This is a genomic window from Corynebacterium sp. HMSC056F09 (assembly GCF_001815785.1).
GTDB classification, from domain to species: Bacteria; Actinomycetota; Actinomycetes; order Mycobacteriales; family Mycobacteriaceae; genus Corynebacterium; species Corynebacterium hiratae.
The window spans coordinates 14,988-39,966 of the sequence record NZ_KV821940.1 but is presented as its reverse complement, the minus strand read 5'-3'; the positions used below and the strand labels follow the sequence as shown (position 1 = coordinate 39,966).

The following is a 24,979-nucleotide window of genomic DNA, read 5'->3' as shown; positions in this document are numbered from 1 at the left end:
GCTTAAAACCCGTGAGCTATACCTACCGCGTAGAAGACGTCGCCCGCCTCGCCTCCGAGTCGCCCAAAGGTTCGGCCCTGCTCAAAAGCGAGGAACACCGCGGCGCCTTCTCCAGGGACCGCGCCCGTGTGCTGCATTCTGCGGCCCTGCGCCGCCTGGCGGACAAGACCCAGGTCGTCGGCCCGCGCGACGGCGATACCCCGCGCACCCGGCTCACTCACTCCCTGGAGGTCAGCCAGATTGCCCGCAGCATCGGCGCCGGGCTAGGCCTCGACCCGGACCTGTGCGATATGGCGGGGCTGACGCATGACATCGGCCACCCGCCCTACGGCCACAACGGCGAGAATGCCCTCAACGAGGTGGCCCTCGGCGGCTTCGAGGGCAACGCCCAGACCCTGCGTATCCTGACCAAGCTGGAGCCCAAGGTGGTCCTGGATACCCCGGCGGGCCTGCGCAGCTATGGCCTCAACCTCACCCGCGCCTCACTTGATGCCGCCTGCAAATACCCCTGGACCAAGACCAACCCGGATGGCACGACCAACCGCAAGTACGGCGCTTACGACGAGGACAACGACGTCCTGGAGTGGCTGCGCCAAGGCCACTCCGACCAGCGCAAGTCCATGGAGGCCCAGGTGATGGACTGGTCGGATGACATCGCTTATTCCGTCCACGACGTCGAAGACGGCATCATCTCCCGCCGCATCTCGCTCGGCGTGCTCTGGGACCTGGTGGAGCTGGCCAACCTCGCGGACAAGGGCGCCAAAGCCTTCGGCGGTACTGCCGACGAGCTCCTGGAAGCCGCCGACCGCCTGCGCCAGCTGGACGTCATCAATGCCATCGGTAACTTTGATTACTCCCTGCGCTCTTATGCCAATTTGAAGAAGATGACCTCCGAGCTCGTTGGCCGCTACGTCGGCGCCACCGTCTCCGCCACGCTGGCGGCCAACGACGGCCCGCTTGGCCGCATGTACGGCGACCTCGCCGTCCCACAGGGCGCGGTGGCGGAGGTGACCCTGCTCAAGACCATCGCCGTCCTCTACGTCATGGATGAGCCCGCCCATCTGGCCCGCCAAGACCGCCAGCGCGAGCGTATCTACCGCGTCTACGACTACCTGGTGGCCGGCGCGCCGGGCTCGCTGGATGCCACCTTCGCCCTGTGGTGGAAGCAAGCCGACACAGATCTGGAGCGTGACCGCGCCATCATCGACCAGATCGCCTCCATGACCGAATCCCGCCTAGAGCGCCTGGCCCAGCGCAGCGCCGATCTCTTCGGCTTCCTGAGCTAGCGCACGAGTGCGACGCCCTGGTCCTTCAGCACCATGCTGATCGGGGCCAGATCTTCCTCGACCATGTCGAAATCCGCGGCGATAATCGCCACGATATGCTGCTCCCGCAGGAAATCGGCCAAAGCATCGAGGTTGCGCGGCGCACCGGACTGGCAGCCGCGCAGGCGCCCAAGCGCGCCATAGAAGTCCTCGCGCGTACGGATGGGTTCAGTAATCAGGATGCGCTGCATGTCTTAGTCCTCCGCGTCCGGGATGCTGCAGAAGCTCTCGTAGTGGTCATCGGTGTAGTACCAGACATCCGGGTCGGTCTCGCTCCCGCCACCGGTGACAATCCGCTTGGCCCCGCGGTGCCCAATCCCCGGCGTTTCCACCGTGTATTCGCGGTAGTAATTCCTGTCCTGCTGCGGCAGCACGCCCTCATAGTTGCCAAAGCGCACGTTGTCATTATCCGGGTAGTCATAGGGGCCGCCCGCCAGGATATCGCTGGCCGTGTCATGCGCCTCCTGGGGCAAGGAATCCATGGAACAGGTGGGCAGGTCGGAGCCGCCCTGCTTGGCGACGTCCCCCTCATCCCCACCAGACGCACCAGCGGCAGCGGAAGACGGTGCTGCCTTCTGGTCCGCGCCATCGCTGGAGCCACCGAGGTCGATGCCGAAGTAGCCCGCGACGAGGACGAGAACCGCACCACCGATGAGAGCCGGCAGCGATTTTTTGGAGGGGGAGGATTGGGCCATGGCCCCCATCATTGCAGGTGCGGGGGCCGAAAAAGAAATCAAGAACGCGCACTTTTCCGATTCCCACATATGGGTTCTTCCAGGATGTGGGACTCGCGGCTCTTGCCCACCCAGCCGTGGGTACCTGTACCTTGCGTGGGCGGGGTAGTCTGTACGCATGGCACGAGGCAGAATTCCGGACAGCGACATCCAAGCTATCCGCGAACGCGCGCCTATTGATGAGATCGTGGGCGAATACGTCCAGCTCAAGCCCGCTGGCTATGACTCTTTGAAGGGCCTGAGCCCCTTCAAAGATGAGAAGACCCCATCCTTCCACGTGCGCCCGCAGCGCGGCTACTACCACTGTTTCTCCACCGGCAAGGGCGGGGATGTCTTCAGCTTCCTCATGGAGATGGAGCAGGTCTCCTTCCCGGAGGCGGTCGAAGCTGTGGCCCAAAAGATTGGCTACCACATCAACTACCAAGGTGGCTCCACCGGTGCGCGCGATGAAAAACCCGGAACGCGCCGTCGGCTCATCGCCGCCAACAAGGCCGCGCACGAGTTCTACCGCCAGCAGCTAGAAACCCCGCAGGCCGCCGCCGGGCGCGAGTTCCTCCTCGACCGCGGCTTCTCCAAGGAGATCATCTACGAGTTCGAGTGCGGCTATGCCCCGGAGGGCTGGGATACCGCCACCAAGCACCTGCTGCGCATGGGCTTTTCCTTTGAGGAGCTGGAAGCCGCCGGCATTTCCAAGATGGGCAAGCGCGGTCCCATCGACCGCTTCCACCGGCGCCTGCTGTGGCCCATCAAGGACTTATCCGGCAACGTCATCGGCTTTGGCGCACGCAAGCTTTACGACGATGACAAGCTGGGCAAGTACATGAACACGCCCGAGACCATGCTCTATCACAAGTCCAAGGTGCTCTTCGGCCTGGATTTGGCCAAGCACAACATCGCGGAGCAACACCAAGCCGTGGTGGTGGAAGGCTACACGGACGTCATGGCCATGTACGCCGCGGGTGTGAAGACCGCCGTGGCCTCCTGCGGCACCGCCTTCGGCGCGGACCACCTGCAAGTCCTGCGCCGCCTGATGCTGGATGATTCCTACTTCCACGGCGAGCTCATCTACACCTTCGACGGCGACGAGGCCGGCCAGAAAGCCGCCATGCGCGCCTTCGAGGGCGAGCAGAAATTCACCGGCCAGTCCTTCGTCTCCGTGGCCCCCGACGGCATGGATCCCTGCGACCTGCGCCTTGCGCGCGGCGATGCCGCCGTGCGCGACTTGGTGGCGGACCGCATCCCCATGTTCGAGTTCGTCATCCGCTCCGTCATCTCAGATTTCAGCATCGACTCTGCCGAGGGCCGCCTCCAGGCCCTGCGCCGCGCCGTGCCCGTCGTGGCCCAAATCCGGGATCAACCCCTGCAGCGCGAATACGCCCGCCGCCTAGCCGGCTGGGTGGGCTGGCCCAACCCGGAGGAAGTACTCCAGCAGGTCCGCCAAGAGGCCCGCAAGCCCAAGAAAGAACAGCGCCCGCGCTTTGCCTCCTTGGAGGAGACCGCCTCTGCGCCCGCGCAAACCAACGCCCCAGTCATACACATCCCCGGTCCCCGCGAGCCGCACCTATGGCCGCAGCGCGAGGCCCTCAAGCTGGCACTGCAATACCCGCAGATCGCCGGCAGCTACTTCGACGGCATTACGGAGGATGCCTACTCCAACGAGGCCTACCGCACCGTCCGCCGCGCCATCTCCACCCTCGGCGGCGTCACCGCCGGCGCTGAGCAACCTGGCGTGGAATGGCTGGCCGCCGTGGCCGGCGAGATGCCGGATCTCATGGCCCGCAATTTCGTCTCTGAGCTCGCCGTGGAACCCATCAAGCTGGGGGAGACCGGCAACCCCGATACCGACCTTGAGGCCTACGCCGATTCCGTGCTCTCCCGCCTCCAGGAAGCCCGCGTGGGCGACCAAGTCGCCCAACTCAAAGCACAGCTTGGCCGCATGCGCCCCTCCGACGACGAGGAGTCCTACAACTCACTCTTCGCCGACCTCGTCGCCCTCGAGCAAGCCCGCCGCGAGCTTAACGACCGTGCCTTCCGCGGCGTGCGCTAACCGACGCCCACGCTAATCCGCAGCCACGCGCACGCGCATCATCGGTGCATCACATTAACGCGCGCTGTGTCGCGCGTTAATCTTTGTCCGGTTCGTAAATCCGATCCGGCTGCACCCCATCCGTGGCACCACTGGTGCCCCGCTTGCCGCGGCGCCCCTTGTTGTAGTCCTTGAGCTCGCGCATGCGCGGCTCCGGATCCAAGCGGTTGGCCACGGCCTTGCGCGCGGAGCGCACCGCGGCCTTGGTGGCGGGGGAGTTCACGGCCTTTTCATAAGCGCCCTTAATTTGGTGGTAGCGCTTGCGCCCAGCCTTGGTTCCAAAGACGTATCCGGCGGCAGCACCCACAACAAATTGGATCATTGGAAACTAGTCATCCCCTTACTTCAAGCCGGCGCAGCGGCCAGCGTTTGCGTACAACGTACGGGCAACGTGCAATTCTCACGATCAGCCTACCTGCCCAAGCCCACCGGTGCGGGTGGCAGTGCAGCCGTGGGGCGAATAGATATTGTGCGAACTCTTCCCAAAGACCATTCGCTTCGGTTAACTTAAGTTCTGTGGAGAGTTCGAAGCGTACGCACGCGGTCTCGGCAGCCGTGGCGATGTCAGCGCTATTAACAGCCAGCGTGGCGGCAACTGAGCCGCGCGTGGCTGCTTTCGAAGAGCCACGGGAAGTCACCGTCAGCGAGGACTAGCGGAAGCCAGCAGCACGAAACTATCCACGTTCTCCTGGGATTTCGCGAGAACACTGCGTGCACAGGCGGGTGTCGGGGAAGATGATAAGGTGCATGTAGTTTTGAACTAGGTCAACGGAAGCACATTCCCCTTCCTTCCCTTTTTCTCAGAGAATGGGATCCGGTCAGTCCCCTTCGTATGGAAGAATTGACGTGTCTTTACTTCTCTAAATCCAAGGAGAGCAATGCCCCTACCGAAAATCATGACTGTCTACGGAACCCGTCCGGAGGCAATCAAGGTAGCTCCCGTCATCACAGCCTTGGAGAAGGACGAGCGCTTCGAATCGGTTGCTGTCTCCACCGGCCAGCACCGCGAAATGCTGGAGCAGGTCAACACCATGTTTGGTATCAAGCCGAAGTTGGACCTTCACCTGATGAAGCCCGGGCAGAGCCTGAATGAGATTGTCTCCCGCGCGCTCATGGGGCTGGATGAGATTATCGATGCCGAACAGCCCGACCTCATCATTTCCCAGGGCGATACCTCCACGGCCATGACCGCAGCACTGGCGGGTTTCCACCGCGGTGTGAAAATCGTGCACTTGGAGGCGGGCCTGCGCACCGGGGACATTCATTCGCCCTTTCCGGAAGAGGCCAACCGCAAGCTCATCGGCCAGGTCACGGAACTGCACCTCGCGCCGACAGCAGGGTCGATGGAGAACCTGCGCCGCGAGAACGTGCGCTCCAAGGACATCGCGGTCACCGGCAATACCGTCATCGACGCCTTGCTGGAAGCTGCAAGCTGGGATACCGAGTTCGAAGACCCCGCCGTCCAGGAAGCGGCTCAGTCAGCCAAGCGCCTTGTCGTCGTCACCACGCACCGCCGCGAAAACCTTGAGGCCATGAAGGAAATCGGCCGAGCGGTCAAAGATTTGGCAGAGAGCTATCCGGACATCAACTTTGTTTTGCCCCTGCACCTCAACCCGAAGGTCCGTGGCGCCGTGCTGCCGGAGGTTGAGTCCTTGCGCAATGTCATCATCACGGATCCGCTACCATATGACCAGTTCACCAAGCTTCTGGACCGCGCGACCATCATCTTGACAGACTCCGGTGGAGTTCAGGAAGAAGCCCCGGCTCTGGGCAAGCCGGTCTTGGTCATGCGCCAAAACACCGAGCGCCCCGAAGCCGTTGTGGCCGGCACCGTGAAGCTTGTGGGCACCAACCGCAGCCTCATCGTGGCGGAGGCTAAGCTGCTCCTTGATGATGATGCTGCCTACGAGGCCATGGCCAACGCCGTCAACCCCTACGGCGACGGCAAGGCTGCCGAGCGAGCTGTGGCAGCTATCGCTGAGCTCCTTGGAGTAGGGGAGCGCCTGCCCGATTTCTCTCCCGAGATCGAGTCCTAACAAGACCCCAGGAACCAACGAATAAGCGCGGCGAAGCGCTCAGCACTTTTCGTCGCGCTTAAAAGAGTGCTTCCACGTAAAATCAAGACATGGAATCACGAGACATCAAATGCACGAACTCTGAGCGCACCACCGCTTCACAGGTGTTGGCGGATGCGATGTCGGTAGGCCAGCTCAGCGTCACTGAATTCGAGGAGCGCTCTAGCCGCTGCGCCGATGCCACGACTCGCGGCGAATTGGTTGACCTTGTCGCCGACCTTATCGAGGCCCCAGAAACAGTCCTCTTTGGCAGTCATCAGGTAGCACGTCAACGGTCAAAAGAGGTCAAGACCGCTAATCAAGGAGCAGTCACCGCTGTTGACCAGGCTTTAGCCCAAGTGGAACCCTCTGCGCAGGGTGCGCAGGGGCTCTCCCTCGGCATCTTTGGCGGCAGCACTGTGCGCGGCATTCCCATCGCCGCTCATCACACCACGATGGGAATCTTCGGCGGCACCGATGTAGACCTTCGCGGTGCTTCCCTCAAAGAACACGTCACGACAATCCAAGCGGTCGGGGTATTCGGCGGCGTCGATGTGTGGGTCCCAGAAGGATTCCGCGTTCGTGTCAACGGAGTCGGCCTCTTTGGCGGCCATGACATCAAGGTCGAACGTGGCGCCATCGACCCCGCAGACCTGTCTTCCAGCGCCCCTGAGGTAGTCGTCAACTGCTTCAGCTTGTTTGGTGGGGTAGATGTGCACGTGGTGAAGCGGTAGGAATCAGCTAAATGCTGATTTCCACTTCTCTTAGAAAAGCAAGAAGGTCGATGCAGCGCACCCCAAAATGATCGGCCACATCAGGGATCTTGACGTGTTTCCGTGAATCAGGGGCTGCGCGCACCTCATTAGTCACAATCGTTGCGTCGTGCCTGAGAGCGGAAGCTATCAGCCACGAATCCGCTGCGTCCATGAACACGTTGACAGCTCTGTCCTTGTAGCGTGGTTGACGTTCGTCCGCGACCCAGCGGACCACATCCGTATATAGCGCAAGCTCATTGGCATCAGTGCTCACGATGCATTGCGGATCTATGTGTTTCAGATACCAACCGAGAGTTGGATCCTTCCACTCTTTCATTTCCTTATCGACGGTCTTGTGGAAATAGGAATCACCCCTGAAAATCGGTTCTTCAAGCTGAACCCACAAAGAGGGAAACACATCGCGTGGATAGACAGATGCCACTGTCCCGATAAAGTTCGTGTCGATTAAATACACGCTAACTGGCCCTCCATTCAGCAGAGGGGGAGTGCGCAATAAGTTTGCTTAGGCTGTCAGCAGTTGCAGCTCCAAGGAGTTGAGCAGCTTCTTTCTGCGGAATTTTCCCTGCAACAGCCGCGTAGGTTACGGCATCGAAGAATCGATTTCCCACGCGAGCTTTTACCACACGGTGCCGCGCCGGGCCGCCTTTATTTGACGAGGAATCCGTGGCTTGGACCGGTTGTGATGAAACGAGAGGAAGGAGTGTGGAAGCCTCACTCCTATCAATGACGTTGAGGTGCACCAGTCTCCACAGGGCGGCTTCTTGGCTCATCCCTGACTTGCGGGAAAGAGTTTTGACGCTTTCGAATGAGGAATCACTTGGCGAAACCGTGCTCAAGACGACCTGAGCTGGGGCAAGGAAACTTGCGGCAAAGCGATTACACCAACGCTCAATATCGCGGCTTTCCCCGTGATCTGAGATTCCCGGCTGGCCTAGAACCACGTGTCCTAGTTCGTGCGAAAGGCTGAAAAGCTGGGCGGTCTTACTGTCACGGGTGTTGATAAATATCAGAGCATAGGGTGCTTGGATAAGCGTGAACCCACGAAACTCATCGATGCTCAGCGGACGGGTGGTGCTGCTTTCGACAATTGAATTGCGAGACACCAAAACACCTGAGTCCTCAAGAGCGGAACAGAGAGTTTTCACTTTGTCAGGGCCGTGTAGAAAAGCGTCTACGGCGAGCCCGAGGACTTCTTTCGTTCGAGCGGCTATAGCCTCTGGGCTGTTACTCGCATCAGCGCATCCAAGGAAGGGAGGACCATCGATGCCCTCTTCCTCGGCGAAATCGGCGTACCAATCAAGGCGGGATTCCGAAGTAGCCAAGGTTTCCTCAAGGTTCGGGCTGAAAGTCTCAAGGGAGAGGTTTCGAACCGTCCGAAAATCCGGAACGGAAATCCTAGACTCGCTCGGGGATTGCAGGAGAAGACGGCCGAAAGGAATCTTAGCTTTCTTGGCGAGGTCCTGCGCCTGATTCAAAGTTGGCTGCGAAGTATTTTCAACCCATTCCCTAATCCGCGGAAAATCCTTCACCAGCTCGTCGAGACTCAGACCAGTCCGTTCAATTGCCCAATCGAGCACAGCCGGCTCAATGGTCACTCGTACTGTCGTCATTGTCCCTCTTAGGTTTCTGCTGCTTGAAAGCTTGTTACGTTGTGGATGGGGCACTTCGTTGTGATGGGTACAGCTTAGTGGAAGCTTGGAGGGCAAGCACGGGTTTGCGAGGCCGTTGGGGCCAACCGGGGGACATTTGAAAACGAGAGCACCCCCACTAGTTAGCATAAAAGCAGGTCAGTGGGGGTGATTTATGTGCTCCTCCAACTGGGCTCGAACCAGTGACCCTTCGATTAACAGTCGAATGCTCTGCCAACTGAGCTATGGAGGAATATGTGTGGGTTGCTTGAACAAAGGCTTGCTCGCTGCAACGAGATGTAACTATATAAGGTCTGCCGTGTTCAATACAAATCGCCAGCGCAACCCGCTTTTTTAAGCGGTCCAATGTGGCATCTTTCAAGTCTTCACCCAAGCAAAGCTAGACTGTCCGTCAGATATCACTCGCAGGGAAGAGGTAGAGGTTTCTTCATGTTCGTTGGACACACTCGCTTTAGTCTCTTCGTTCCCGATTCGGCGTCGTGGCGTGCGAGCAACGAGGAGTCCGGGTTCTCGGAAGACGAGTACCGCGATTACCTCTACGACGATGCACGCCTGTCGTTGCGCACGGACATTTTTCTCAACCACACCGTGCCAACACTTGCGAAAGCCGCCGAAGGTTTCGACGTGAAGCACGTTGTCTCCTTCTCTGAGTCCTTACCGCAGAAGTTCAAGGAGCAGCTGCAGGAGGCAGCGGACAGCTTCGACATAGTGCACCTCGATGAGCTTCCTGATGGTGATAGCGGGTGGACAGCGGTGCGTCGCTACGTTCAAGAAATTGGGTTTAAGGGAACGTTTGGGCGCTACCGGCTAGACGACGATGACGTCTTGTCCGCTCACTATTTCCAAACCACTGCGCCCTATATCAAGCCGGAGTTTGAAGGCATGCTCGTCAGCATGCCGCTCGGCATTGAAGCGGTCTATGCGGATGGTCAGTTCTTCCACCTGCGTGAGGCCCACACACCGATGAATTCGATGGGTTTAATGTCTATCTGCTCCGTGAAGGAAGACGGCACCGTCGTGGAACCCCAAAGCGGGCCGCACGATAAATCAGACCGATATGCGCCAGTGATTTTGGACGCCGCCCAGGTGGGCTACTTGCGCGCGATCCACGCGGGCCAGGACAACGCCATGCGCCATGATCCAGGCGTGGTCATGGCACGCCTCATGGAGAACATGGCGGCGTTCCCCCCATTTACGGATGTCGCTGCCCTTGAAGCGGCCTTTCCCACGGTGGCCAAGCAGATGCAGAGCACAAGCACGCCGCTGAGCATTGACGACACCGTTGGCGGTGGTCAGCACTATCTTCTGCAGCCCGCCAGCGGGGATGTCAGCTTTGTCATCCACGGAGAATCAGAGGGGGAACTTGATAATGAGCTCCTTGTGAGCCTGTGGATCGAGGATTCCCGTGGGCGACGCGTTCCCTCCTATAAGACAGTCGAGGGGTTTGCTGCCTCCAATAACCCCAGCATCGGACATTTCGCGTACGTTCCCACGGAGAGCGGAACCTTTCGGACCCTGGTGAGCCTTCATTTGGAGCACGGCTACGTCCTTCGCGGCTATCGTATTCTGGCGCAGAGTGAGCGCGCCAAGGAGGTTTGGGTCGCAAAGATCGTCATGCAGCAGCGAGGCGGTAAGGCACGCTTCGTCAGCGCTGAAGATTGGGAATCAGCTCGGAGTCAAGGCGTACGCGGCCTAGTTGATCAAGCCATCGACAGCGTTTACCAGAACCGAACGAGCATCGTGGCTAACGTGCGCAGCGTTCTCGGGGAGAACCGTGCTAACAAAGTCATCGCGCGCTTAGATCAGCTGAACAAGAAGCTACGCAACTAGGGGTGACCCTAGTCTGAGTTGGCAAACATCTCGTCCTCGAAAAGCTGCTCCCAATCGCCAGCTAGTGATGCTGCGTAGCCGAGAATGCCAGTGAGAAGCATCTGTGGAGCAGGTGCATGACCTTCGCCCCAATCTCCGAGGAGGAGCCTCCACTGCTGCGGGCGCTCGGCTACTGCCTGGGACCACGGCAGATAATGCTGGGTGTAGTGCAGCTCGTCATCTTCGTTTTGAAGGTAAGCCACGTAGTTCTCGAAACCCTTGCCGTATTCAGTAACCAGGTCGAAGGTCATGGTGGTCTCGGAAAGCTTCCGGCTGCTCCAGCACTTCTTGCGATACGCCTTTACCTGCGGCTCAAGGTAGCGCCCAATATGGGTTTGGGGGTTCGACACCACGGCCAATGAACCGGGGAAGCGGCGCGAGAAATACAGCGCGGCAAACCCACCGGCTGATGCCCCGAAAAAAATTGTCTTCTTCCCCAGATCCTCGACAGGTGCATCGGGATGGAAACTAGCGAAAACATGAGTCAGGCAGGAAGTGAGATCATCCTGAAATGGTCGCGTCTCATCCCCTGTGAACCACCCAATACTTGCGCCCCGGTCGAGCGATGGATCGGAGATGTACACCACGTTCGCATCAACGCCTTCAACCATCTGCCTCCCAATGAAGACAGGGAGAGTGGTCTTCGTCGGGTCGATGGCCGCGTGAAACAACACGATAGTGACATCCGCGCCGCGATCCTCAACGAGCACATCCATGAATGCGGCACCATAGCGAATCGAAATGGCCTCGGCTTCCTCGGAAGAGCTGGCGGGCACGGGGGAGCTGAGAAACTCCTCGACAGAGTCGAAAAAAGTCGTTGAAGCGCCGTAGCGCGCATAGTTTCTCCTCAGTGCCATAGCCGCCTACTGTAGTCGCACACGCAGCACACCTGGGAATGCTCACTCAAGGGGTGCAGGAAAGAAATATGGACTGAGACAAAACACCGACATCGGCCCATTCGACCGCAAGCCGGTAACCATCACCGTGCTACCGTAATTGGCAGCGAACTTATAGAAAGGCGGACATGGTTCCGAACAAAACCGATTCCCGTGCCTTTGGCAAGGTCAGCGTCGTTGGTCTTGGCTACATCGGTCTTCCTACCGCGGCGTTCATAGCTTCCAAGGGAATCCCCGTAGTCGGCATCGACGTGAATCAGGATGCCGTGGACAGCATCAACGCCGGCACGGTGCCTTTCTTCGAACCAGGCTTCGGGGAGCTGCTTGCAAGAGTCGTCGAGGATGGAACTCTATCGGCCCAGACGGAACAGATCGATGCCGATGCCTACATTGTCTGTGTTCCCACTCCATTTCGTGAGGACCACAGCGTAGACATCAAGTACATTCGTGCGGCATCCGAAGCGCTTGCTCCTTACCTGAAACCCGGTGCACTTGTAGTGCTCGAGTCCACCTCACCTCCTGGAACCACAGAGGATATGGCCAAGCATCTCATTGAGCTGCGCCCTGACCTGTCCCTCGATGACGAGGATGAGAACGCCATCTTTGTAGCCCACTGCCCGGAGCGCGTTCTTCCCGGCAAGATCATGGAGGAGATGGAGAACAATGACCGCGTCATTGGCGGCCTGACCCCGAGGGGCGCCCAGCTTGCCCGGGACCTCTATGCCACCTTCTGCACCGCAGACCTGCTTGTCACTAATGCCACGACCGCTGAGATGGCAAAGCTGACGGAAAACTCCTTCCGCGATGTCAACATCGCCTTTGCCAACGAGCTATCCCTTATTTGTGACCGCCTCGGAATTGATGTCTGGGAGCTCATTGAGCTGGCCAACCACCACCCGCGCGTCAACATCCTGCAGCCTGGGCCGGGCGTGGGCGGACACTGCATCGCCGTCGACCCGTGGTTCATCGTCTCCGCTGCACCCGAAGAGGCAAAGCTCATCCAAACGGCACGCAACGTCAACGATGGAAAGCCGCAGTGGGTCATTGACCAGGTTCTCAAGGCCCTTGAAGGAAAAGATAATCCCGTCGTTGCTGCCCTCGGCATCGCCTTCAAGAACGATATCGATGACCTGCGTGAATCGCCGTCCCTCGAGATCGTCAAACGCCTCGCTGTGGATAACCCGCAGCTAGACATCCGCGTTGTCGAGCCCAACGTGGAGGCATTGCCACCGGTGCTGAGCAACCTTTCGAATCTGACGAAGCAGGACACGGAGGAAGCCATTGCGGCTGCCGACGTCGTCCTTCTCCTAGTCAACCACCGACAGTTCGTCGGTCTTGATCAATCTCTGCTCGAGGGCAAGACTGTCATCGATACCAAGGGCATTTGGCGCTAAATTAAGCGGTTAGACTAGCCACTCACCATCACTTGAAAGCCAGGAGGCAGCACGAAGCGTGAGGATTCTCGTTCTCTCTCAATACTGGGCTCCCGAGAATGGAGTTCCGCAGCGCCGCTGGTCGTGGTTGTCCAAGATTCTGGTGCAGGCGGGCCATGAGATACTCGTCATCGCGCCACCGCCGCACTATCAACGCCGTCTCGGTTTGAAACAGTGGTTCTCTCGCAGAAACGTCCTAGGCGCTAACGACCTTGAAGAAGGAAATTCAGGGGAGAAGATTTTGCGTTCGGGCTTTTTTCCCGCGGGACCTTCGCTTACTCACCGAATCCTTAACCAAGCCTCTGTTGCTGCATCAATGCTCTTAATGCTGGTGACCAAACGCAGGCACTTCCGGGAATTCAAACCTGACCTCGTCATCGGCACCGTCCCAGCGCTTCCCACTGCTATGGTTACCCATATCGTTGCTTCCACGCTCCGAGCGCCCTACATCATTGATTTGCGTGATGCCTGGCCGGAATTGCTGAAAGAAAAGGGTGATTGGAATTCCGGTACCGGTAAGCGCTCTGTGCGGGAGATCGTTCTTACCAAGGGTCCGTTCCAGCTGCTGACAGCGTTGACTGAGCGTGCTATGAACCGCGCACTCCACCGCGCGGATGGCATCATGACGACTTCGCAGGATCTTACTGAGTATATGGAGAAAGACGATGCGGATAGGGGAGCGGAAGGCAAGCGCCACATCCGGACGGTGCGTAATGTATTTCCCCCCAAGACCGAATTCATCGCTAGTGACAAGTCGCAGCGTTCCTCTTCAGAGCTTAATGTTCTGTACGCCGGAACTGTGGGGCGTGCACAGAAAATCGATAATGCGGTGAAGGCCGTGAAGATCGCACAAGACCGCGGTTACACTATCAATCTGCGCATCGTCGGCGACGGTGCCACGTGGCATGCCACAAAAGCTACGATGGAAGCTCTCGGCATTAACGCGACTATCGAGCATCGAGTGCCTGCTGACGAACTGCAGATTATCTACGAATGGGCGGATACGGCTCTAGTCCACCTGACCGATTGGGAGCCACTCAACCGCACGGTGCCGTCCAAGACCTATGAGTTGATGTCCTTAGGTGTCCACACCACTGCAGTGGTGCAGGGGGAAGTGGCCCGAATCGTTGAGGATCTCGGTGCAGGAATCGTGGTGCCACCAGAGAATCCCGAGGCGCTTGCGGAGGCATGGACAACGCTTATCGACGATCGCTCGAAGCTCACCGTTTCCCAGTCTGGGCGCAAGTGGGTCGCCAGCCAGCGCGATGAGGTAGTACCCGAAGCCCTACTGGGAATCGTCACCACCGTGACCGGACAGCAGGCCAAGGCGTAGCGTGGGAAGAAGGAACACCAGTGCGTATTTCGTCTCTTAAGAGTTTTCCTCCCGTGGACTCCGACTACGCTGTGCTGTTGGAATCCTCTGAAATTCCCCACGTTTTGCCCCCGGCTGCAGGCTCGGTAACTTTCTGCTTCACTAGGGACCAACTCGCAGATGTCGATCCTCTTCCAGTAGTGCTGTTAGACATTCAACCGGATATGGCTATGGATATCCTTCGGAGCTATGTGGATACGGGCCGCCGCATCGAGTATTGGTCTCCACGAACGGATTCGTCGAATCTTCGCCAGCTCGTCGCAGATTACACCGGCGAGCACATGTCCGTTGCCGGGGTCAACCTCAGTGATGGCTGGGTTCAAGTGCGTATTGAGCAGGCGAAAAATGGGGACCGCTCTAGTGAGGATTGGCTTGAAGGGCTTACGGTTGCTGCGACTCCGTCCACGGCTCCTCAAGAGCCGGTCACTCCTGCCGCAACCGCCGTGACATTGCGAAGCTTACTCATTTCGCGAGTCACGCCTCTGGCTAAGCCTTTCAAAAAGTACTTGCCGAGTTCAATAGTAATTCTGATGTATAAGGTTCTGGAGAGAATTCGATGAGCTTCTATGATCCTGGTATTTCAGTTGTCATCCCGTCCTTCGTCTCTGGTGGCGTGGACACAGACGGAACGAATCTTGTAGAGATGAACCTCTATTCTGCTCTCGCTTCGCTTGCAAAGCAGAGCATTAGGAAAGATCTCGTCGAAGTCCTCCTCATACTCAACGGCGACGGAGTTTCTTCAACACAAGCAAGCACTTCGCGCGAATTTGACCAAGGACTCACTAGCCAGTTTCCCGAGTTGAACATACGAATACTGCGCAGTCTTACCCCAGGGGCCGGTCGTGCTCGTAACCTTGGCATAGCATCCGCACGCCGACGTTTCATCACGTTCCTCGATGACGATGACACCCTTCAGCCAAACTATCTCGAAACTGGCCTTGAGAATGCCGACGACGGCGCTATCACTCTCTTGCCCATCGTCGACACCACCGACGGAGCGTCTACCCAGGACAACTCCCTCAACGCCCGCATCGCGACGTTGCGCGGTACGGCGGTCCCAGTTGCCACCGCGCCGTGGGCGCTTGGCTTCAATGCCAGCAAAATCATTCCGACAGCACTAGCCCAGCGCTATCGCTACGATGAGTCACTCCGCTCCGGCGAGGATGTGGCGTATTTCGCGAATTTCCTCAGAACGCCGGGGCTGCTTCTTCACACCCCGCAGGCGAGGGAGGAGACTGCCTACGTGCGCTCAATTCGCCCCGACTCGGTTTCACGCCAACGTGAGAGTTTTGATTTCAACGTGGTGCAGCGTCTGGAATGCATTGCCAAGCTCCGAGACATCGAGGAAGCAAACCGCAAGCAGCGCGCACTAGAAAAGCTTGAGCAAGCCCAGTTCGGTTTCGTGGAGAACTATCTCACAGCACACCCGGGCGAGGTGCAGCGCGCAATTGACACCGCCGTAGATGTCGGCGTTCCGGGTTTGAATTGGGAGAACCTCCGCCAGGAAAGGGCTAGCCGCCTGGTGTTTTCATATTGCTTTCCTCCCTACGCTGACACCTCAGCCAATGTCACGGCGAAGGTGATCAGGAATGATGCAGAGCTTGTTGACGTCTTCTATGCCAACATGCAGCGCGTTCGAGGACGTGACGATTCAACCAGGTTGATTGTCGATCCCTACCTGATCCATGCCGAGGAGATCGATGTCGTGTCCTCCTTCGCGCATTGGGGCGCGATTTGCTCCTACGCACGCCAGGCCGCACGCAAAGCAAGCAAACGGGCTAGAAAACAGGGCGGCTATGAGTCGATGTACTCCCGCGCCCTATGGTCTGGCTCGCACGTCGCCGCTGCGCTGTTCAAAGACAAGCACCCGGGGACGCGATGGGAAGCAGAATTCTCCGATCCTTTGAGCGTCGGTGTGGATGGCACGCCCCGTCCGGGCGAGCTAACGAGGGGTATCACAACTCATCAACTGCGGAAGATGGTCGAGCACTCTGACTGGTCGGGACTCTCGTACATAACTCACTTCGAGCTCACCGAGCTTGTCACCCTTCTTTATGCAGATGAGGTGATTTTTACCAATGCCAATCAGCAGCAGGTGATGCTGGAGCGCTATTCGGAGGATTTCCAATCTTTCATTCGGGAAAAATCGACCATCCGCCACCATGCTGTCCCGACGGCGGAAATGTACCACTTGGTGATGTCGGACTATATCGCCGACCCAGAACGCATCAACATTGCTTACTTCGGAAATTTCTACGCCAACCGCGGCATAGGAGATGTCTTGACCGCGCTTGCGGAGCATCCACGGCGCGAGAAGTTTGTCCTGCACATCTTCACCTCGAGTCCGGAAAAGCTGAGACGACAGTTGTGGGGGAACCCAGCGGCTGGCAATGTCCGGATCAACGGTTACGTTCCCTACCTGGAGTTTCTTAACGTTTCCACGAATTTTGACGCCTTGGTGGTCAACGACACCGACACGGTGGGAACAGCATTCAGTGTCAATCCATTCTTGCCTTCGAAATACGCCGATTACGTCGGGAGCGGAACAGCCGTGTGGGGCATCGTGGTCGAAGACTCGCCGCTATCCAAGCTGCCTTTGACGTATCGCATGGCTTCGGGTGATTCTGCACAGGCAGGCAAGGTGCTAGACGAACTTCTTGGGAAGTCTGAGTAGAATACTCGTTAGTAAAACTCGGTCTGCGTGAAGTAGGCGCTTCCTTTGATAGGCCGAGAGTGGACACACTAGTGTCATATCACTCGAAAACCGATGAAGGAATGGAAGGGCTGATGCATGTGGCACGCCATAAATGGCGAAGCTCCAAAACTGCACAACGCGGAGTTGAAGAGCTCAATGCCCAGGTTGCCCGGCATGAGGGCCGGGTGCAGATAGTAAACCCAGAGGGGCTGCACCCCTTGGCTACCCGCCCGACGCTGCGTGAGTACATTTCGCAGCTGTGGGCACGCCGTTTCTTCATTACTGCGGATGCTCGGGCAAAGGCACTGCGAACCACTCGTGATTACCGTCTGTGGCAGTTATGGCTCGTTCTCAACCCGCTCTTTGATGTAGCTCTGTACGGGTTCCTTTTCGGCATGCTCTTGAAAACCTCCAGGGGCATTGAGAACTTCATCGGCTTTCTCTTTATCGGCATTATCTTTATGTCGATGATGACGGGGCTGATGAATTCTGGTATCAGTCTCATGCAGTCTTCGCGCTCCATGATCCGCGCATTCCAGTTTCCACGTGCATCTATCCCTTTTTCGACGACTCTACGGTCGATGATCGATAACGTCTTACCCGCCATCGTGGCGCTGTTAGCGGCTTTCCTTTTTCAGTGGGGAACGTGGCCCTCATGGACATTGATACTGGTAGTGCCGCTTTTCATATTGATCCATATCTTTGGATGCGGGCTCATGATGATCACAGCGCGCCTTACAGCCCAGGTTCCTGAAGCAAAAACCATTCTGGGGCTTGTGACTCGCGGCCTATTCTTCTTATCCGGTGTGATGTTTTCCATCGATAGGTTCGCCGAGCACTCAGCTGTTCACCAAGTCATGTCAACCAATCCGTGCTACATCTTCCTTACTGCAGTGCGTGATGCTTCGATTTATCGCACCGCGCCTAGTCTCGCGACCTGGGGAGAGCTTGTGGCCTGGAGCGTAGGAGCCTTTGTGCTTGGTTTTATCTTCTTCTGGAGGGCAGAGGATAAGTATGTTCGACTCGTCTAAGTTGCCTGCAGCACCTGGTGAGTACCTCGAAACGAAAAAGAAGGTCACGGATGAGAAAAGCGAGGACCAATCGCGGGAAAGCTATTTAGAAGAACCATCTGGCGCTGAACCACCGGCGCAGTTGCAATCTGACCTCGATATCAATTACGTGGAGCGGGCGAATGTTGTCGTAGACAACGTGTCCAAACGCTACGTGATTAGTCAGGGCCGCTCCTCAGATGCGAGCATGACGCGTGTCAGCCGCGGAAAAACTGTCGTTGATGCAATCGTTAATGCTTCGCTCATCGCGCTACCTGGTGAATCGATCGGCATTATTGGACTTAACGGCTCAGGAAAATCGACGCTATTGAGCATGATTGCCGGTGGTCTAGCCCCAACATCGGGACGGATACTGACGCGCTCCCAACCCACGCTCATGGGCGTGTCCCCGGCTCTTCAGCCTGATCTGTCCGGGGAGCACAATATTTACCTGGGCTGCTTGGCTCTGGGAATGAGTCCTGCCGACGCGAGGGCGCAAATCCCTGAGATCGCGGAGTGGACCGAACTCGGTGATGCGATTAAGCGACCGATGAAAACATACTCGTCCGGTATGTCAGCACGCTTGTCTTTTGCAATTTCGACAGCAGTGAGGCCAGACATCCTCATGATTGATGAAGCCCTGTCCACTGGTGATGCCGCCTTCGGTGCAAAGGCTAGCGCCCGAATGCGCGAGCTCCTTGAGCGCGCCGGAAACCTGTTCTTGGTTTCGCACGCCATCAAGGAAATCGAGAACAACTGCAACCGGGCAATCTGGATCTCAAAGGGGCGCATCATCGCTGATGGCTCAACGGATACAGTGGCGGGACAGTATCACGAATGGGCAAAACTCATGGGCAGGGAAGATAAGCAGCCTGCGCACGACTTTCTCGCAGAAGTCACGGCTGCTTACCGGCCACCTATGGTGCTCCTAGAGAAGCCACTCGGCGGTGAACAGTAGGGTGCGAAGCGTTCAAAGTCGTGCCGGTGAAAACCATCTGAACGTCGTGTGCAGCATGTATTTAGCAACTTTCATACACACAAAGGATTGACTTTCATGGGGCTTGATTTCTTTCGCCGAGGACGGGGACTGACTCTCTTAGCTGCTGGTACCGGTGTGCTGCTTATCGCTGCCATTGTGGTGGGGGAGGGGCTTGCTAGTCGTGTATTGCTTGTTGGTGCAGCACTATTGGGTGTCTTTTTTGCTGCCATGTCGATTTCAGCGCGGAAGCATGCGGAGGGATTAATCAAGGAATCTCTTCGCCGTAGCGTTCGCCTTCAGAAGCAGCTCAAGAGCCTATCTGACGCTGCCCAAGAACAGAATCGACTGGCTGAACGGCAACCATTGAATACACTCACCGCAGGCTTTACTGATAAGGAAGAGAACCAAGGACGGCATCCTCACAGTGTTTTTGCGCCGGCCACCATCCCGGCGTCACGCATCATCGCGCGCCCGACTGCGCACACTGCTGGACGTATTGCAGCCGATCAGGAGATGAATGAGGATAGCGCCGATGTGCTGCATACCCTCATGAATGCGCCGTCCGACGCATGGACGCGAAAGGTCGAAATTATCGGATCCCCCTGCGTGGAGGAATGTCTGCGCGAAGTTGCGGAAGTAAGTCGAATCCGCGCCCCACACCTTTTGGGAAAACCAGATCCAGATGCCAGCCACCTTATCGTGGACGAAAACCAGCTTGAACGTGGCTTGTGGTCAGGACTTTTGTCCACGCAAAAGACCATTGCATTCTTAGATCTGCTCGAGCACGTAGCAAAGGCAAAAGAGAACGGAGCGGTAGTGGTTGTTCAAGCTAGCGACACCTCAAACCACTTTACCGATGAGCTTCGTAGCCAAGCCACGGTAGTAGTGCGTGGTGACTCTGCTGCATGGGACTGGGAAGGCGATATCCATTCGCCGGTAATCCAAGCATTGCGCCACAATGAAGCACCGTTTGTTAAAGAAAACGGCCTCAACCTTACGGATAAAGGAGAGTCATAAATGAGCTCAGTCGTTGTCTACGGTGATGTAAGCCCCAACGTTATTGATGGCTCTTCCATCTGGCTGATGTCTGTCTCTGAGGTGCTGGCCGGTGTTTTCGATGAGGTTCACCTACAGTTAAAAAACTATCCCCAGAACCGCACTTTGTTGGAATCGGTTGATGGTCTCGACAACATTCATGTGCATGAACCAGAGGGCATCGCACGCGATGCTGCGCTGAGCACACAGGAAGCAGCCCATCTAGTTGAAGAACTCATCGAACAGACACACGCTTCGGCCGTTGTCGTCAGAGGTTTTCAGGCTGTCTATGATTTCTGCTCGTATGAAAAGATATCTTCTAAACTGTGGGCGTATGTAACCGATCTTCCATTTCCCCCAAGCAAGCTATCTCCTACGAAAGTCCAACGTCTGAAGTACATCGCAGAGCATTCGCACAGGATTTTTGCACAGACAGAGGCAGCTCGCTCTTATTGGGAAGCACTAGTTCCGGAAGCAGCGGGCAAAGTCTTATTGATTCCTCCAATGATTCCGGATTATGCCTTCGTCGAAGAAAGCAGCATTCAAAGAGCCGATTCAGAAACTCTGAGAATAGTTTACGCAGGGAAGCTAGCGCGCGAGTGGCGGACGCTTGAGATGTTAAAGCTGCCGAGAGCGCTCAAGGAACTCGGTATTGATGCTCATATTGACGTAGTCGGTGCAAAGTTTAACAAGGCAAAGGATGACCCTCAGTGGGCTGGAATGATGCGCAGTGCGCTGGAGGAAGCAACCTCGGATCCTGAGAGCGGAGTGACATGGCACGGTGCTCTTCCACGTACCGAGTCCATTGAAAAAATCAAAAAGGCGGATCTAGGATTTGGGTGGCGCTCAGCAGAACTTGATTCAAGCCTTGAGGTGTCAACAAAAGCACTGGAATACAGCGCGGCGGGTGCAGTGCCAATCATCAATGAAACTGAGGACCATCAACAGCTCTGGGGTGAAGATTACCCGTTTTTCGTACGCGCTGATGACTCCATCGACGTGGTTGCTGCCAAGATATCCCAGGGCCTCCCCAACATGGATGCAGCTCGGCGAAGCGCAAAGCAAGCCAGTGAGTACTTTTCTATGGGACAAGCCCGAGCCCGTTTTAAACAATACTTTGAGCGAACGGGTGCGCTTTCCGAGGCCGTGAAACGTCAGGGGACAAGGCCGTGCCGTCTAGTGGTGGCCTCTCATGACCTGAAGTTCATGGGAGAGCTAATGGATTTTCTAGTTCGCAATCCACTGTTTGAAGTTCGCCAAGATGAATGGGCGACACTACATACCCATGATGCCGAAGTGAGCCAAGAGCTTGCTGAATGGGCTGATGTGGTCTTTTGTGAGTGGGCTGGTCCTTCTCTCGCGTGGTACTCGAACAACCTCCCAAGCGGAACACGTCTGATTTCTAGGTTGCATAGGTTTGAGCTTAATGGTCCTTGGATGCAAGAGGTCAACTGGGAAAACGTCGAGACGCTGGTGTTCGTCTCAGATTGGGTCCGCACCCAAGCTATTGAGCGTTTCGGCCTGCCGAGAGAAAAAACAATGGTTCTGCCCAACACCGTAGACACGCTCGACTTTGATCGGTCAAAGAACGCGAACGCTCAATTCACATTGGGACTTGTAGGAATGGTTCCGTTTCTTAAGCGTCCTGACCGAGCACTCGACCTTATCGACGAATTGGCATCCATTGACAAGCGATATACGTTGCGGATTAAAGGGCGCATGCCCTGGGAGTATCCGCACGTGTGGAATGATCCAGTCGAAAAGCAGCTCTACCTAGATTTCTTTGAACGCATCGCACGAAGTGAAGTGCTCCAAGCACACGTAGCTTTCGACCCTTTCAGCGCGGATATTGCTTCTTGGTATCGCGGAATTGGATATATATTGTCTCCAAGCGAAATAGAGAGCTTTCACCTTGCACCTGCCGAGGGCATGGCGGCACGAACCATACCTGTTTTGTGGGAGCGGGAGGGAGTCTCCGAAGTTTTCGGTGAGCACGCGGCAGGTTGGACTCAAGAGACTCGCATAGAGAGAATCCTCCAAAATTGTGACCGCAAAAACTTCGAAACAAACGGCAGATCAGCAAGGGATTTTGCAAAGAAGTGGGACATTAAGGCAGTCATACCCCAGTGGGAGAATCTCTTGGCAGGGAACCAGACCGCTAGTCTAGTCCCGGGCCCGAAAGGAAACGTTCCTAAATTATGAACTTCGCAAGTGAAGTGGTGGCTCGTGAAGAATCGAATGCTTCCATGTACTACTATGGTGTAATCCCAACGCCTAGGCGTAATTGGTGTTGCTGTGGGATGAAGGCAAGATGAAAAGTAGGGAGAACTGTGGCTCCACGTATCGTTGAATCGGCTGAGGTTTCGGTTGATGCGCAAATCGGCGACGGAACTTCAATTTGGCACCTAGTGCAGGTGAGAGAAAACGCCAAGATCGGAAAAAACTGTATTGTCGGGCGGGCCGCCTATATTGGCGAAGGCGTCGAAATAGGTGACAATTGCAAGATTCAGAATCTAGCACTTGTTTATGAGCCGGCAAAGCTGGAAAATGGTGTGTTTATCGGGCCGGCAGTAGTTCTAACCAATGATCAATATCCTCGTGCGATTAATGAAGACGGGTCATTGAAGAGCGCGAGCGATTGGGAACCAGTTGGCGTGACGGTACGTGAGGGTGCAGCTATCGGAGCCAGAAGCGTTTTGGTGGCTCCAGTTGAAATTGGCCCTTGGTCGCTGGTTGCTGCGGGTTCAACTGTGGTCAAAGACGTACCAGCGTTTGCCTTGGTCGCTGGAACTCCGGCCAAACAGATTGGTTGGGTGGGGAAGGCTGGCCACAAGCTGGTACCTGTTGAAGGCAAAGAGAGTACTTTTACGTGCCCCAAGACTGGGCAAAAATACATTGAGCTAGACGGAGAGTTGAAAGTTAAAAATGACTGATAAGAGTTTTATTCCTGCGGCAAAACCCATTATTGGCGATGAAGAGCGCGAGGCGGTCGACAAGGTTCTGCTTAGCGGTATGATTGCCCAAGGGCCCGAGACTGCCCGATTCGAGGAAGAGTTCTCTCAAGATGCATTAAATGGAGTTCCTGGCGTAACGGTGAATTCTGGTACGTCGGCCCTGCACCTCGGTTTGTTGGCCGCGGGAATTGGCCCAGGGGATGAAGTTATTGTGCCGTCTTTCACCTTTGCAGCGACTGCTAACTCTGTCGCAGCAACGGGCGCGAAGCCTGTGTTCGCCGACATTGATGAGTACTTCACCCTTGACCCTAAAGACGTGGAGACAAGGATTACCGACCGTACGAAGGCGATCATGCCAGTACACCTTTATGGCCATCCTGCGAATATGGCGGGGCTCCTTGGACTAGCTCAAAAGCACGATGTTCTCCTCCTAGAAGACTGTGCTCAGGCCCACATGGCAACTTGGGACGGTAAGTTCGTCGGAACGATGGGCCTGTTTGGTGCATTCAGCTTTTACCCGACCAAGAACATGACTTCCGCTGAAGGCGGTTTTGTCTCTTCCAAGGATGAAGAATTCCTCCGCAGGGTACGGCTTTACCGAAATCAAGGAATGGAAGAACGCTACCGGAACGAAGTGGTTGGATACAACAACCGAATGACCGATGTTCATGCAGCAATTGGCCGTGTCCAGCTCAAAAAGTTGCCGGGTTGGACTGCTACCCGGCAGAAGAATGCAGAATTTCTAAGCACCAACATTACAGGTGTGGAGGTTCCGAAGGTCCATGAGAAGGCTACTCACGTCTACCATCAATACACGATTCGAATAGCTGAAGACAGGGATGGCTTCATGCGAGCCCTCCGTGACGAGTATCAGATTGGTTCGGGTGTATATTATCCGATTCCTAACCACGAGCTCGAGTCGCTCAAGCATTTCGCTGAAGGTTTGGCACTACCAGAAACTGCAGCCGCAGCAAAGGAGTGCTTGTCTCTGCCAGTGCACCCGACTCTGTCGGAAAACGACCTTGAACGCATCGTGAATGCCGTAAACGAGCTAGCAAAGGCTGGTGCCTAATGAGCGATATCTTGCGGTATGCGGTTATCGGACTAGGTTCAATGGGACGCCACCATGTCCGAAACGTTCGGTCCTTGGATGGAGTCGACCTCGTGGCTCTTGCTGATCCATTTGGAGATAAGTTCGGAGTCGCCGAGGGACTGCCAGTTTATGAAAACGTTGAGCAGCTTCTTGCGCACGACATCGATGCAGCAGTAGTTGCTGTACCTACGGCTCACCATTACCACGTTGCTATGGCTCTTGCCGATGCTGGCGTGCATACGCTGGTTGAGAAGCCTCTGGCCAATACGCTCGGAGAGGCTGAAACGATGGTCAAGACGTTTTCGGAAAAAGGTTTGGTGGGTGCTGTAGGTTACGTGGAACGTTGTAATCCGGCTCTGCTTGAGATGCGGAAAAAGATCGCCGAAGGACTTTTGGGTGAGGTCTACCAAGTATCTACCCGTCGGCAGTCTCCCTTTCCTGCTCGCATCTCCGACGTAGGCGTCGTAAAAGACCTCGCAACGCACGATATTGACCTTACTGCTTGGGTCGCTGATTCAAATTACGCACGCATTTCTGCGACTACCGCACATCGCGCAGGCCGCGAATTCGAAGACATGGTATCTGTAGCAGGGGAGCTGGAGAACGGGGTTATCGTTAATCACCTGGTCAATTGGCTTACTCCATTCAAGGACCGTCAGACTGTTGTTGTGGGTGAAAACGGTGCTTTGGTAGCTGAAACGGTTATGGGTGACCTGACCTACTATGAAAACGGGGTTGACCCGATTGAGTGGGACCAAGTGAGCAATTTCCGCGGAGTGTCCGAGGGAACCGTTACACGCTATGCCTTGAATAAACGAGAGCCGCTTGCCGTGGAACACGAGAATTTCCGTGATGCGATTCTCGGTGAGAGCGGGAAAATCGTAACGATGGCAGAAGCTTTGAACACGATGAAGGTCGTTGAAAGCGTCTTGGAATCCGCAAGCACACACCGTCTCTTGGAAATGAACCTGTAGGAGAAA

23 protein-coding genes and 1 tRNA gene are annotated in these 24,979 nt (G+C 56.4%); 17 read left to right on the top strand and 7 right to left on the bottom strand.

All coding sequences use genetic code 11. From position 1 onward, the window contains the following. The first annotated feature begins 11 nt into the window (after positions 1 to 11). Complete coding sequence (locus HMPREF3056_RS07330) at positions 12 to 1,286, top strand: deoxyguanosinetriphosphate triphosphohydrolase (RefSeq protein WP_070754447.1); 1,275 nt, start codon at positions 12 to 14, stop codon at positions 1,284 to 1,286. On the opposite strand, the gene HMPREF3056_RS07325 is transcribed toward HMPREF3056_RS07330, so the two are convergent. Beyond that, the gene (locus tag HMPREF3056_RS07325) at positions 1,283 to 1,516 is read right to left on the bottom strand and encodes a barstar family protein (protein WP_046649054.1); all 234 of its coding nucleotides are present in this window, start codon (positions 1,514 to 1,516) and stop codon (positions 1,283 to 1,285) included. The genes HMPREF3056_RS07330 and HMPREF3056_RS07325 overlap by 4 nt on opposite strands. A gap of 3 nt (positions 1,517 to 1,519) precedes the next feature. Then, positions 1,520 to 2,020, bottom strand: coding sequence for a guanyl-specific ribonuclease (locus HMPREF3056_RS07320; RefSeq protein WP_070754446.1), 501 nt, complete (start codon positions 2,018 to 2,020; stop codon positions 1,520 to 1,522). A 157-nt stretch (positions 2,021 to 2,177) separates the two neighbouring features. Between HMPREF3056_RS07320 and dnaG the strand changes: the two genes are divergently transcribed. Beyond that, on the top strand, positions 2,178 to 4,106 hold the full coding sequence (gene dnaG, locus HMPREF3056_RS07315) for a DNA primase (protein WP_070754445.1): 1,929 nt from the start codon (positions 2,178 to 2,180) through the stop codon (positions 4,104 to 4,106). Between the two features lie 76 nt (positions 4,107 to 4,182). Here dnaG and HMPREF3056_RS07310 read toward each other — a convergent pair whose 3' ends face one another. After that, complete coding sequence (locus HMPREF3056_RS07310; RefSeq protein WP_070754444.1) at positions 4,183 to 4,467, bottom strand: hypothetical protein; 285 nt, start codon at positions 4,465 to 4,467, stop codon at positions 4,183 to 4,185. Positions 4,468 to 4,661: 194 nt separating this feature from the next. On the opposite strand from HMPREF3056_RS07310, the gene HMPREF3056_RS13480 reads away from it, so the two are divergent. From HMPREF3056_RS13480 to HMPREF3056_RS07300, 3 genes are all read left to right on the top strand, one after another. Then, positions 4,662 to 4,799, top strand: a complete 138-nt coding sequence (locus tag HMPREF3056_RS13480) for a hypothetical protein (protein ID WP_168167375.1) — start codon at positions 4,662 to 4,664, stop codon at positions 4,797 to 4,799. Between the two features lie 224 nt (positions 4,800 to 5,023). After that, positions 5,024 to 6,181 carry a non-hydrolyzing UDP-N-acetylglucosamine 2-epimerase gene (gene wecB / locus HMPREF3056_RS07305; protein WP_070754443.1) on the top strand — a complete coding sequence of 386 codons (1,158 nt, stop codon included), beginning with the start codon at positions 5,024 to 5,026 and terminating at the stop codon, positions 6,179 to 6,181. An 89-nt stretch (positions 6,182 to 6,270) separates the two neighbouring features. After that, a complete protein-coding gene (locus HMPREF3056_RS07300) occupies positions 6,271 to 6,933 on the top strand; it encodes a DUF1707 SHOCT-like domain-containing protein (RefSeq protein ID WP_070754442.1) in 663 nt (220 codons plus the stop codon). Positions 6,934 to 6,940: 7 nt separating this feature from the next. Here HMPREF3056_RS07300 and HMPREF3056_RS07295 read toward each other — a convergent pair whose 3' ends face one another. From HMPREF3056_RS07295 to HMPREF3056_RS07285, 3 genes are all read right to left on the bottom strand, one after another. After that, positions 6,941 to 7,429 (bottom strand): DUF4411 family protein, encoded by a 489-nt coding sequence (locus HMPREF3056_RS07295; protein WP_070754441.1) that lies wholly within the window; start codon positions 7,427 to 7,429, stop codon positions 6,941 to 6,943. 1 nt (position 7,430) lies between these two features. Continuing rightward, positions 7,431 to 8,585 carry an ImmA/IrrE family metallo-endopeptidase gene (locus HMPREF3056_RS07290; protein WP_070754440.1) on the bottom strand — a complete coding sequence of 385 codons (1,155 nt, stop codon included), beginning with the start codon at positions 8,583 to 8,585 and terminating at the stop codon, positions 7,431 to 7,433. 198 nt (positions 8,586 to 8,783) lie between these two features. Beyond that, positions 8,784 to 8,856 (bottom strand) — tRNA-Asn (locus HMPREF3056_RS07285). 197 nt (positions 8,857 to 9,053) lie between these two features. On the opposite strand from HMPREF3056_RS07285, the gene HMPREF3056_RS07280 reads away from it, so the two are divergent. Next, a complete protein-coding gene (locus HMPREF3056_RS07280; RefSeq protein WP_070754439.1) occupies positions 9,054 to 10,454 on the top strand; it encodes a glycosyltransferase in 1,401 nt (466 codons plus the stop codon). Positions 10,455 to 10,462: 8 nt separating this feature from the next. Here the strand turns inward: HMPREF3056_RS07280 and HMPREF3056_RS07275 are convergent, their stop codons facing one another. Continuing rightward, positions 10,463 to 11,350, bottom strand: a complete 888-nt coding sequence (locus tag HMPREF3056_RS07275; RefSeq protein WP_070754438.1) for a hypothetical protein — start codon at positions 11,348 to 11,350, stop codon at positions 10,463 to 10,465. Positions 11,351 to 11,517: 167 nt separating this feature from the next. Here HMPREF3056_RS07275 and wecC point away from each other — a divergent pair, with 167 nt between their 5' ends. The 11 genes from wecC to HMPREF3056_RS07220 all read left to right on the top strand — a co-directional run bounded on the left by wecC (position 11,518) and on the right by HMPREF3056_RS07220 (position 24,973). Next, the gene (wecC, locus tag HMPREF3056_RS07270) at positions 11,518 to 12,783 is read left to right on the top strand and encodes a UDP-N-acetyl-D-mannosamine dehydrogenase (RefSeq protein ID WP_070754437.1); all 1,266 of its coding nucleotides are present in this window, start codon (positions 11,518 to 11,520) and stop codon (positions 12,781 to 12,783) included. A 58-nt stretch (positions 12,784 to 12,841) separates the two neighbouring features. Beyond that, a complete protein-coding gene (locus HMPREF3056_RS07265; RefSeq protein ID WP_070754436.1) occupies positions 12,842 to 14,155 on the top strand; it encodes a glycosyltransferase family 4 protein in 1,314 nt (437 codons plus the stop codon). Between the two features lie 20 nt (positions 14,156 to 14,175). Next, entirely contained in the window at positions 14,176 to 14,754 is a 579-nt protein-coding gene (locus tag HMPREF3056_RS07260; protein WP_070679401.1) for a hypothetical protein, read from the top strand. Beyond that, entirely contained in the window at positions 14,751 to 16,868 is a 2,118-nt protein-coding gene (locus HMPREF3056_RS07255) for a glycosyltransferase (protein WP_070754435.1), read from the top strand. Before HMPREF3056_RS07260 ends, HMPREF3056_RS07255 begins: the two co-directional genes overlap by 4 nt. 71 nt (positions 16,869 to 16,939) lie before the next feature. Continuing rightward, on the top strand, positions 16,940 to 17,920 hold the full coding sequence (locus HMPREF3056_RS07250; protein ID WP_141759855.1) for an ABC transporter permease: 981 nt from the start codon (positions 16,940 to 16,942) through the stop codon (positions 17,918 to 17,920). Beyond that, the gene (locus HMPREF3056_RS07245; protein ID WP_070754434.1) at positions 17,904 to 18,896 is read left to right on the top strand and encodes an ABC transporter ATP-binding protein; all 993 of its coding nucleotides are present in this window, start codon (positions 17,904 to 17,906) and stop codon (positions 18,894 to 18,896) included. The genes HMPREF3056_RS07250 and HMPREF3056_RS07245 overlap by 17 nt, the downstream gene beginning before the upstream one ends. Positions 18,897 to 18,992: 96 nt before the next feature. Further along, positions 18,993 to 19,934, top strand: coding sequence for a hypothetical protein (locus HMPREF3056_RS07240; protein WP_070754433.1), 942 nt, complete (start codon positions 18,993 to 18,995; stop codon positions 19,932 to 19,934). Further along, positions 19,935 to 22,154 (top strand): glycosyltransferase, encoded by a 2,220-nt coding sequence (locus tag HMPREF3056_RS07235; RefSeq protein ID WP_070754432.1) that lies wholly within the window; start codon positions 19,935 to 19,937, stop codon positions 22,152 to 22,154. It begins immediately after the preceding gene. Positions 22,155 to 22,282: 128 nt separating this feature from the next. After that, a complete protein-coding gene (locus HMPREF3056_RS07230; RefSeq protein WP_070754431.1) occupies positions 22,283 to 22,885 on the top strand; it encodes an acyltransferase in 603 nt (200 codons plus the stop codon). Continuing rightward, complete coding sequence (locus HMPREF3056_RS07225; RefSeq protein ID WP_070754430.1) at positions 22,878 to 23,978, top strand: DegT/DnrJ/EryC1/StrS family aminotransferase; 1,101 nt, start codon at positions 22,878 to 22,880, stop codon at positions 23,976 to 23,978. Before HMPREF3056_RS07230 ends, HMPREF3056_RS07225 begins: the two co-directional genes overlap by 8 nt. Continuing rightward, the gene (locus HMPREF3056_RS07220; protein WP_070754429.1) at positions 23,978 to 24,973 is read left to right on the top strand and encodes a Gfo/Idh/MocA family protein; all 996 of its coding nucleotides are present in this window, start codon (positions 23,978 to 23,980) and stop codon (positions 24,971 to 24,973) included. The genes HMPREF3056_RS07225 and HMPREF3056_RS07220 overlap by 1 nt, the downstream gene beginning before the upstream one ends. The last annotated feature ends 6 nt before the right edge of the window (positions 24,974 to 24,979 follow it).

Coding starts and splice junctions, on each gene's coding strand:
- HMPREF3056_RS07325 (WP_046649054.1), bottom strand. CDS start 1,516: ATGCAGCGCATCCTGATTACTGAACCCATCCGTACGCGCGAGGACTTC.
- HMPREF3056_RS07320 (WP_070754446.1), bottom strand. CDS start 2,020: ATGGCCCAATCCTCCCCCTCCAAAAAATCGCTGCCGGCTCTCATCGGT.
- dnaG (WP_070754445.1), top strand. CDS start 2,178: ATGGCACGAGGCAGAATTCCGGACAGCGACATCCAAGCTATCCGCGAA.
- HMPREF3056_RS07310 (WP_070754444.1), bottom strand. CDS start 4,467: ATGATCCAATTTGTTGTGGGTGCTGCCGCCGGATACGTCTTTGGAACC.
- wecB (WP_070754443.1), top strand. CDS start 5,024: ATGCCCCTACCGAAAATCATGACTGTCTACGGAACCCGTCCGGAGGCA.
- HMPREF3056_RS07300 (WP_070754442.1), top strand. CDS start 6,271: ATGGAATCACGAGACATCAAATGCACGAACTCTGAGCGCACCACCGCT.
- HMPREF3056_RS07290 (WP_070754440.1), bottom strand. CDS start 8,585: ATGACGACAGTACGAGTGACCATTGAGCCGGCTGTGCTCGATTGGGCA.
- HMPREF3056_RS07280 (WP_070754439.1), top strand. CDS start 9,054: ATGTTCGTTGGACACACTCGCTTTAGTCTCTTCGTTCCCGATTCGGCG.
- HMPREF3056_RS07275 (WP_070754438.1), bottom strand. CDS start 11,350: ATGGCACTGAGGAGAAACTATGCGCGCTACGGCGCTTCAACGACTTTT.
- wecC (WP_070754437.1), top strand. CDS start 11,518: ATGGTTCCGAACAAAACCGATTCCCGTGCCTTTGGCAAGGTCAGCGTC.
- HMPREF3056_RS07255 (WP_070754435.1), top strand. CDS start 14,751: ATGAGCTTCTATGATCCTGGTATTTCAGTTGTCATCCCGTCCTTCGTC.
- HMPREF3056_RS07245 (WP_070754434.1), top strand. CDS start 17,904: ATGTTCGACTCGTCTAAGTTGCCTGCAGCACCTGGTGAGTACCTCGAA.
- HMPREF3056_RS07240 (WP_070754433.1), top strand. CDS start 18,993: ATGGGGCTTGATTTCTTTCGCCGAGGACGGGGACTGACTCTCTTAGCT.
- HMPREF3056_RS07235 (WP_070754432.1), top strand. CDS start 19,935: ATGAGCTCAGTCGTTGTCTACGGTGATGTAAGCCCCAACGTTATTGAT.
- HMPREF3056_RS07225 (WP_070754430.1), top strand. CDS start 22,878: ATGACTGATAAGAGTTTTATTCCTGCGGCAAAACCCATTATTGGCGAT.
- HMPREF3056_RS07220 (WP_070754429.1), top strand. CDS start 23,978: ATGAGCGATATCTTGCGGTATGCGGTTATCGGACTAGGTTCAATGGGA.